Source organism: Streptomyces sp. (assembly GCF_035563135.1).
Taxonomy (GTDB): domain Bacteria; phylum Actinomycetota; class Actinomycetes; order Streptomycetales; family Streptomycetaceae; genus Streptomyces.
Genome location: NZ_DATMVN010000429.1, coordinates 1 through 7950 on the forward strand (window position 1 = coordinate 1; position 7950 = coordinate 7950).

Consider the following 7950-nt stretch of genomic DNA (forward strand, 5'->3'; position numbering starts at 1 on the left):
GACGCGGCCCCGGTGACGCCCGGTACGAGCGCGGCGAAGCGGGAGTTGAGCACGGCTCCGAGCACGGCGACCCCGAGGCCGTTGCCGAACTCGGCCAGGGTGCCGTTCACCCCGGCGCCCACACCTGCCTTCTCGGGCGGGATGGCGCTCATGATCGCGTTCGCCATCGCGGGCATGGCGAGCGCGACCCCCGCCCCCATGACGATCAGGCCGAACAGCATGCCGCTGTAGTCCCGCCCGCCCAGCAGCGCGATCGCTCCGAGACCCGCGGCCAGCAGGCTCATCCCGATGGCGATGGCGGCGGGGGTGCCCGTCTTCCCCACGAGCCGGGCGCCGAGCCCCGGGAGGTTGAGCGCGACGACGGTGAGGGCGAGCGGAGCCGTACGCAGCCCGGCCTCCAGCGGCTCGTAGCCGAGGACGAACTGCAGGTGCTGGGTGAGCAGGAAGAGCGAGCCCGTCATCCCGAAGGCGACCAGGATCGCGCCGGCGACCGCGCCGGTGAACCTCTGGTTGCGGAAGAAGTGCATGTCCAGCATGGGGTGGGGGACATGGATCTCCCACAGGACGAACCCGGTGAGGACGGCGGCCCCGGCGAAGGCGGTCAGCAGGACGGGGCCGGAACCCCAGCCGTGCTCCGGGCCGGAGATGATCGCGTACACCACGGACGCCATCCCGGCGGTGGAGAGCACCGCTCCGACGAGGTCGGGGCGCTCTCCCCGGGGATTCCTGGACTCCGGGACGAGCCGGACGACCGCGATCATGCCGACGGCCGCCACGGGGATGTTGACCAGGAAGATCGCACCCCACCAGAAGTGGTTCAGCATCGCCCCGCCGATCAGCGGACCGGACGCGAAACCCAGGGAGCTGACGGTGGACCAGATGCCGATCGCCTTGACGCGTTCGGTCTCGTCGAAGATCTGCACCACGACGGCGAGGGTGGTCGTCATCAGGAGCGCGCCTCCGACCCCCATCCCCGCACGGGCGGCGATCAGCTGCCCGGAGGACTGCGCGAGCCCCGCCGCCAGCGAGCCCAGACCGAACAGCACGAGACCCGTGACCAGCATCTTCTTGCGGCCGTAGCGGTCGGCGGCGCTGCCCGCCGTGAGCACCAGTCCGGACTGGACGAGCGCGTAGGCGTTGATCATCCACTGCACATCGGCGGTGGAGGCGTGGAGATCCGCGGTGAGCGAGGGGATCGCCACGTTCAGGACGGTGTTGTCGAGCAGCACGGTGAGCTGGGCGAGGCAGATGACCCCGAGGATCAGCCAGCGCCGCGCATGGGCGCCCGGAGGCGTGAGGCCGTGCTGCTCGGCGGCGGTCGCCGTCATGCGTACTCCTGTTCCAATGCACTTGTACGGTGTAAGGGAGATGCACCCATACACCGTAAGGCACTTCCTGTACGCCGTACAACACTTAAGGCGGTCAGCGCCGGAACACGGCAGGGCGGCGGCCCCGGAGCCTGTGCTCCGGGGCCGCCGCCCTGCCCTCGCCGCTCTGCCGGGGCCGCGCTGCCGGGGCCGTGCTGTCAGCGCTGTCCCGTCGGCGCCGGGCTCAGCTCTTCGGCTGGGTGAGGTCGTAGAAGGTCGCGCTTCCCGCCGTGACCTCCTTGAAGTTCTCCTCCACCCACGTCGAGATCTGGGACGAGGAACCTTCGCCACCCATGCCGCCGCCCATGCCGCCGCCCGGGACGAAGTAGTGGATCCTGCCGTCCTGGACGTACTCCTTGAACTGGGCGAGCGTCGGTGACGGGTCGCTGCCGTTGAATCCGCCGATCGCCATCACCGGGTCGCCGGTGGCGAGCTGGTAACTCGCGGCGTTCTGCGAACCGATGGCAGCGGCGGCCCAGGTGTAGGCGTCGGCGTCCTGTTTCAGGAGCGTCGTGGCCCCGGAGCTGACGGATGCGCCGTTGAGCAGTCCGCCCATGCCGCCACCGCCCATGCCGCCTTCACCCGTACTGCCGCCGGGCATGCCGCCCTGCTGCCCGCCGGGAGCCTGCCCCGGTCCCTGTCCCTGCCCGTTCCGGCCCGGCATTCCCCCGCCGGGGAAGCCTCCGCCGCCGCCCTGCTGCGTGCCCTGGGCGTTGCCCGGGGCCTGTCCGCCCTGCTGCGTGCCCTGTCCGGGGGGCTGCATGCCGCCGGGTCGCTCACCGCCACCGGGACCACCGCCCCGGCCGCCGCCCGGACCGCCCATGCTCGCGCCCGCCGGGCCCGCGGTGACGATCGAACCCTGGTGCCCGGTGTTCAGCGTGCTGATCGTGTACGCCGTCGGCCCGGCCAGCGACGCCGCGAGGCCCAGACCCGTCACCCCCAGCGCGAACACCCGGCCCAGCCGCGCCGCGAGAAGCAGCCCGACGGCCCCCGCCAGACCGCCGACGAGGACGGCCCAGCGCAGCCACGGGTGGTAGTCCGGGGTGCGCCCCAGCAGGACGTACGACCACACGGCCGTCGCCGCGACGGTCACGCCGAGCGCGGCACCCGCCCACCACCTGCTCCGTTCCTCCCAGAGGACCGTGGCGCCCATGCCGGCCAGCGCCGCGATGTAAGGGGCCAGCGCCACCGTGTAGTACTGGTGGAAGATGCCGGCCATGAAGCTGAAGACGAAAGCCGTCATCAGCAGCGAACCGCCCCAGGCGAGGAACGCCGCACGGGCCGTGTCGGTCCGCTTCGCCCGCCAGGTCAGCCAGAGGCCCGCGACCAGCAGGATCAGCGCGGCGGGCAGCAGCCACGAGATCTGGCCGCCGATCTCGGAGTTGAACATCCGGCCGATGCCGGTCTCGCCCCATCCGCCGCCCTGGCCGCCACCGCCACCGACGCTGCCGGTCTCCTCGCCGTTGATCCTGCCGAGTCCGTTGTAGCCGAAGGTGAGCTCCAGGAAGGAGTTGTTCTGCGAGCCGCCGATGTACGGCCGCGAGGAGGCGGGCCACAGCTCGACGATCGCCACCCACCAGCCGCCGGAGACGACCACCGCCAGCGCCGCCAGGCCGAGCTGGCCGAACCGCTTCCGCACGGACACCGGCGCGCACACCGCGTACAGCACGGCCAGGGGCGGCAGGATCAGGAAGGCCTGCAGGGTCTTCGACAGGAACGCGAGTCCCACGGCGACACCCGCCCAGACCAGCCACTTCGTCCGGCCGCCCTCCAGGGCGCGCAGCACGCAGCAGACGGTGACGGTCATCAGCAGCGCGAGCAGCGCGTCCGGGTTGTTGAAGCGGAACATCAGCGCGGCGACCGGGGTCAGCGCGAGGACCGCCATCGCGATCAGCCCGGCCGCGGCGCTGAAGCGGCGCCGTACGGCCGCGTGGAGGACACCGGCCATGGCCACGCCCATCAGCACCTGGGGCGCGAGGATCGCCCAGGAGCTCAGGCCGAAGATCCGCACCGACAGGGCCATCGGCCAGAGCGTGGCCGGGGGCTTGTCGACGGTGATGGCGTTCGCGGAGTCCAGCGAACCGAAGAAGAAGGCCTTCCAGCTCTGGCTGCCGGCCTGTACGGCGGCGGAGTAGAAGGAGTTGGCGTAACCGGAGGCACTGAGATTCCACAGGTACGCGAGCCCGATGACCAGCAGCATGCCGAGGAAGGCGGGCCTCGCCCAGCGCGGGTCCTCGGGCCGGCCCCGCAGGAGGCGCCGTGACAGCGGCTCCCGCGTGCCCGCGGCGTGCGCGGATGCCCCTGGGGGGCCGGGCGGTGCCTGGAGGTGGCCGGAGTGTGCGGCGGCGGTCATCGGACGTTCCTCAGTTCGTGTGCGGACCCCTTGCGGGCGTCCTGGTGGCCGGTGCGCCGGTCGGGGAAGACCCAGGCGCGGAAGAGCAGGAACCGCAGCACCGTTGCCGCGAGGTTGGCCGCGATCAGCACGGCGAGTTCCGTACCGTGCGACGCGGATGCGGACGCCGTGCCCAGGGCCGCGAGCGAACCGCTCGTGAGGGCGAGCCCGATCGCGAAGACGACGAGCCCCTGTGCCTGATGGCGCACGGCACCGCCCCGGCCGCGCACCCCGAAGGTGAGCCTCCGGTTCGCCGCCGTGTTGGCGACGGCGGACACGAGGAGCGCCCCGGCGTTGGCGAACTGCGGCCCGACGCCCAGCCGGAAGAGCGAGTACAGGACGAGGTAGACCAGGGTGGAGAGCACGCCCACGGCACAGAAACCGGCCAGCTGCCTGGCGAGTCCGCGCGGCACCCCGGGCACGGCCCGGTCGCGCGGGTCGTCCCCGAAGGGACGCGCCAGCCGGTCCAGCGGCAGGGCGCCGGTGGCCAGGGCCCGGCCCACCCGCCAGACACCCTTGAGGTCCTCGGTCGCGGTCTTCACGATGTGCACGGTGGAGTCCGGGTCGTCGACCCAGTCGACCGGCACCTCGTGGATGCGCAGCCCGGCCCGCTCGGCGAGCACCAGCATCTCGGTGTCGAAGAACCATCCGGTGTCCTCGACCATCGGCAGCAGCCGCTGCGCGACTTCGCGCCGTATGGCCTTGAAGCCGCACTGGGCGTCGCTGAAGCCGGCGGCCAGCGAGGAGCGCAGGATGAGGTTGTAGGCCCGCGAGATGAACTCCCGCTTAGAACCCCGCACCACCCGCGAACTGCGGGCCAGACGCGAACCGATGGCCAGGTCGGAATGACCGGAGATCAGCGGCGCGACCAGGGGGAGCAGCGCGTTCAGGTCGGTCGAGAGGTCCACGTCCATGTAAGCGAGGACCGGCGAGTCCGACCAGGACCAGACGGTGCGCAGCGCCCGCCCCCGGCCCTTCTCCTCCAGCCGGTACGACCGCACCTCGGGAATGAGGTCCGCGAGCCGGGCCGCCACCTGCGGCGTACGGTCGGTGCTCGCGTTGTCCGCCACGGTGATCCGGAAGCCGTAGGGGAACGTCCGCGCCAGATGGTCGTGCAGGCGCAGCACGCACGTTTCGAGGTCCTTCTCCTCGTTGTACACGGGGATCACCACGTCGAGCACGGGTGCGGGAGCGGGAGCGCCGGCCGCGCCGACCGCTGTGGCCAGGAGGTGTTCCCGGGCCGGCAGGGTGCTCCAAGGAGTGTCGGTTCGCATGGCACGACACTCGCCAACCGCGCTGTCATCTCTGTGTGCTGAGCCTGTGGCCCGCCTGTGAGTACGCCGCAGAAGCGTGACCGGGACGCTCGTCCGGGTACGCCGCAGAAGCGTGACCGGGACGCTCGTCCGAGTACGCCGCAGAGGCGTGGGCGGGACGCTCGTCCGAGTACGCCGCAGAGGCGTGGGCGGAGTTGCCGTCCATGGTCACAGGGCCGTCGGCGGAAGTCCCGGCGGAGCTGTCCGCATGCTCCCCGTACACCGCGTCCGCCGGCAGATGGACGGCGAACACCGTGTCGCCCGGCACCGACCGCACCTCGGCCGATCCGCCGTGCGCCGTCACGACGGCCTGCACGATGGCGAGACCGAGCCCCGTCGACCCGGCGTGCCGGGAGCGTGAGGCATCGCCGCGCGCGAACCGTTCGAAGACACGGGGCTGCAGCTCCGCCGGGATGCCGGGCCCGTCGTCCTGGACCTCCAGGGTCACCCAGGGCTGCTCCCTGCTCGCCCGGCGCACGCGCACCGTGACGGTGGTTCCCGGCGGGGTGTGTGTGCGGGCGTTCGCGAGCAGGTTGACCAGCACCTGCTGGATGCGCGTCGGATCGGCGAGCACCGTCGCGGGCACCTCGGGCAGCTCCAGCCGCCAGTGATGAGCGGCCCCGGAACCGCCGACGGAGCTACCGCCGGGGGCGCGGTCCGCGACACGTGCGTCGCTCACCGCGTCGATGACGAGCGGCGAGAGATCGGTGCTCCCGTACGAGAGCGGCCGTCCCGCGTCGAGACGTGCCAGGAGGAGCAGGTCCTCGACCATGCCCGTCATCCGCTCCGCCTCGGACTCGATCCGCCCCAGGGCGTGCCGGGTGTCGGGCCCGGTGGATTCCCGTCCGCGCCGGGTCAGTTCGGCGTAACCACGGATCGAGGCGAGCGGGGTGCGCAGCTCATGGCTGGCGTCCGCGACGAACTGCCGTACCCGCGTCTCGCTCTTCTGCCGCGCGTCCAGGGCCGAACCGACGTGCCCCAGCATCCGGTTGAGGGCCGCGCCGACCTGGCCGACCTCGGTGCGCGGATCGGCCTCGGCGTCCGGGACCCGCTCGAACAGGGCGACCTCGCCGCTGTGCAGGGGGAGTTCGGAGACCCGGGTCGCCGTGGCGGCCACCCTGCGCAGCGGACGCAGCGCGACACCGACCATCGCCGCACCGGCGATACCGGCGGCGATGAGCCCGGCGCCGGTGACACAGACCTCGACGAGGATCAGCGTGGTGACGGCCTTGTCGACCTCGGCCGTGGGGATGCCGACCAGGACGGACGTCCCCTCGCTCGACGGGACGACCTGGACGCGGTAGCTGCCCAGCCCGGGGAGTTCGACGTCATGGGGCCCGCCGTCCGGGGTCACCCCCGAGGTTTCGAGGGCGTCCTCCTGCGCACCGGTCAGCTCCTCGGTGCTCTGCGGGGCGTCCGGGCCGTTCATCACCTTCGAGACGGTGACGGAACCATCGGCGACCACGGCACCGACCGTGTCGGGGCCGCCCCTGCCGACGAAGTCCAGCGGGTCCCCGCTCCCCGGGCCGCCCGGGGTGATCGTGCCGCCGCCCGGCGGACGCGCCTCGGCCAGCCTGGTGATGTCGTGCAGCTGGCCGTCCAGCTTCCCGTACATGTAGCTCCGGAAGGCGATGGCGGTGACCGAGCCGATCACCGCCGCGACGACCGCGATGAGCGTCACCGCGTACACGACGAGCCGGGTGCGCAGCGTCCAGGGGCGGCGCGCGCTCCTCCCGCTCACGGGGTCAGTCACCGGGCTTGATCAGATACCCGGCCCCGCGCCGGGTGTGGATCATCGGGGTCCGCCCCGCGTCGATCTTCTTGCGCAGGTAGGAGATGTACAGCTCGACGACGTTGGCCTGGCCCCCGAAGTCGTAGTTCCACACCCGGTCCAGGATCTGCGCCTTGCTCAGCACCCGGCGCGGATTGCGCATCAGGAAGCGCAGCAGCTCGAACTCGGTCGCCGTGAGATGGATCGAGTCGTCGCCCCGGCTCACCTCGTGGCTGTCCTCGTCCAGCACCAGGTCACCGACGACGAGCGTCGACTCGCTGCGCACGGACGCCGTGCCGGAGCGCCGGATGAGTCCGCGCAGCCGCGCCACGACCTCCTCCAGGCTGAACGGCTTGGTGACGTAGTCGTCGCCGCCCGCGGTGAGCCCGGCGATCCGGTCCTCCACCGCGTCCCGCGCGGTCAGGAACAGCACGGGCACATCGTTGAGCTCACGCCGCAGCCTGCCGAGCACGGCGAGCCCGTCCATGTCGGGGAGCATCACGTCGAGGATCACCGCGTCGGGACGGAAGTCGCGCGCCGTGCGGACGGCCCCCGCGCCGTCCCCGGCGCTGCGCACCTCCCACCCCTCGTAGCGCAGGGCCATGGAGAGCAGCTCGGCCAGCGGAGCCTCGTCGTCCACGACCAGGACGCGTACGGGATTGCGGTCGGACCTCAGCAGTTCTGTACGCCCCTGGGGCGAGATCGTCGTCATGGCTCAAGCCTGTGAGACGGCCGTGAGAGAGAGCTTTCGCCTAGCTGTGAATTCCCTGAGAAACCCGCCGCCGGGCCGCTCGCGCCACGGGCGTACGCGTACGGGACCGACCGGTACGGCGCCGTACCGGTCGTCGTTCTCAGAACAGCCCGTCCTGCACACCACCGCTCCCCACGGCCATGACCGGCACGCTGATCCCCGCCCGCGCTCCGGCGCCCACCAGGTCCCAGCCGGTGACGAGCCGCGTGTCCAGCACGACGATCCCGGCGTCCACGGTCTCCAGATGCAGATCGGGCCCGGCCGCCGCCACCAGCCGCCCGGCCACCGCACCGCCGTCCACCAGCCCGGTCACCACCCGCGCCGCCGGTCCCGCAGCGGCGAGCCCGAACACCCCC

5 protein-coding genes and 1 pseudogene are annotated in these 7950 nt (G+C 72.1%); all 6 read right to left on the reverse strand.

Going from position 1 to position 7950, the window contains the following annotated elements; translation table 11 throughout:
* Window positions 1–1328 (reverse strand): DHA2 family efflux MFS transporter permease subunit (locus tag VN520_RS18850; RefSeq protein ID WP_325748088.1); only part of this gene is annotated, 1328 nt, incomplete at its 3' end.
* Between the two features lie 223 nt (window positions 1329–1551).
* Window positions 1552–3720 (reverse strand): glycosyltransferase family 39 protein, encoded by a 2169-nt coding sequence (locus VN520_RS18855; RefSeq protein ID WP_325748089.1) that lies wholly within the window; start codon window positions 3718–3720, stop codon window positions 1552–1554.
* Window positions 3717–5033: a bifunctional glycosyltransferase family 2/GtrA family protein gene (locus VN520_RS18860; protein WP_325748090.1), complete on the reverse strand. Its 1317-nt coding sequence runs from the start codon at window positions 5031–5033 to the stop codon at window positions 3717–3719. Before VN520_RS18860 ends, VN520_RS18855 begins: the two co-directional genes overlap by 4 nt.
* Before the next feature lie 25 nt (window positions 5034–5058).
* The gene (locus VN520_RS18865; RefSeq protein ID WP_325748091.1) at window positions 5059–6825 is read right to left on the reverse strand and encodes a HAMP domain-containing sensor histidine kinase; all 1767 of its coding nucleotides are present in this window, start codon (window positions 6823–6825) and stop codon (window positions 5059–5061) included.
* Window positions 6818–7555, reverse strand: coding sequence for a response regulator transcription factor (locus tag VN520_RS18870; RefSeq protein WP_325748092.1), 738 nt, complete (start codon window positions 7553–7555; stop codon window positions 6818–6820). The genes VN520_RS18865 and VN520_RS18870 overlap by 8 nt, the downstream gene beginning before the upstream one ends.
* A gap of 139 nt (window positions 7556–7694) precedes the next feature.
* A pseudogene (locus tag VN520_RS18875) lies at window positions 7695–7950 on the reverse strand (DUF2797 domain-containing protein); the annotation flags it as partial.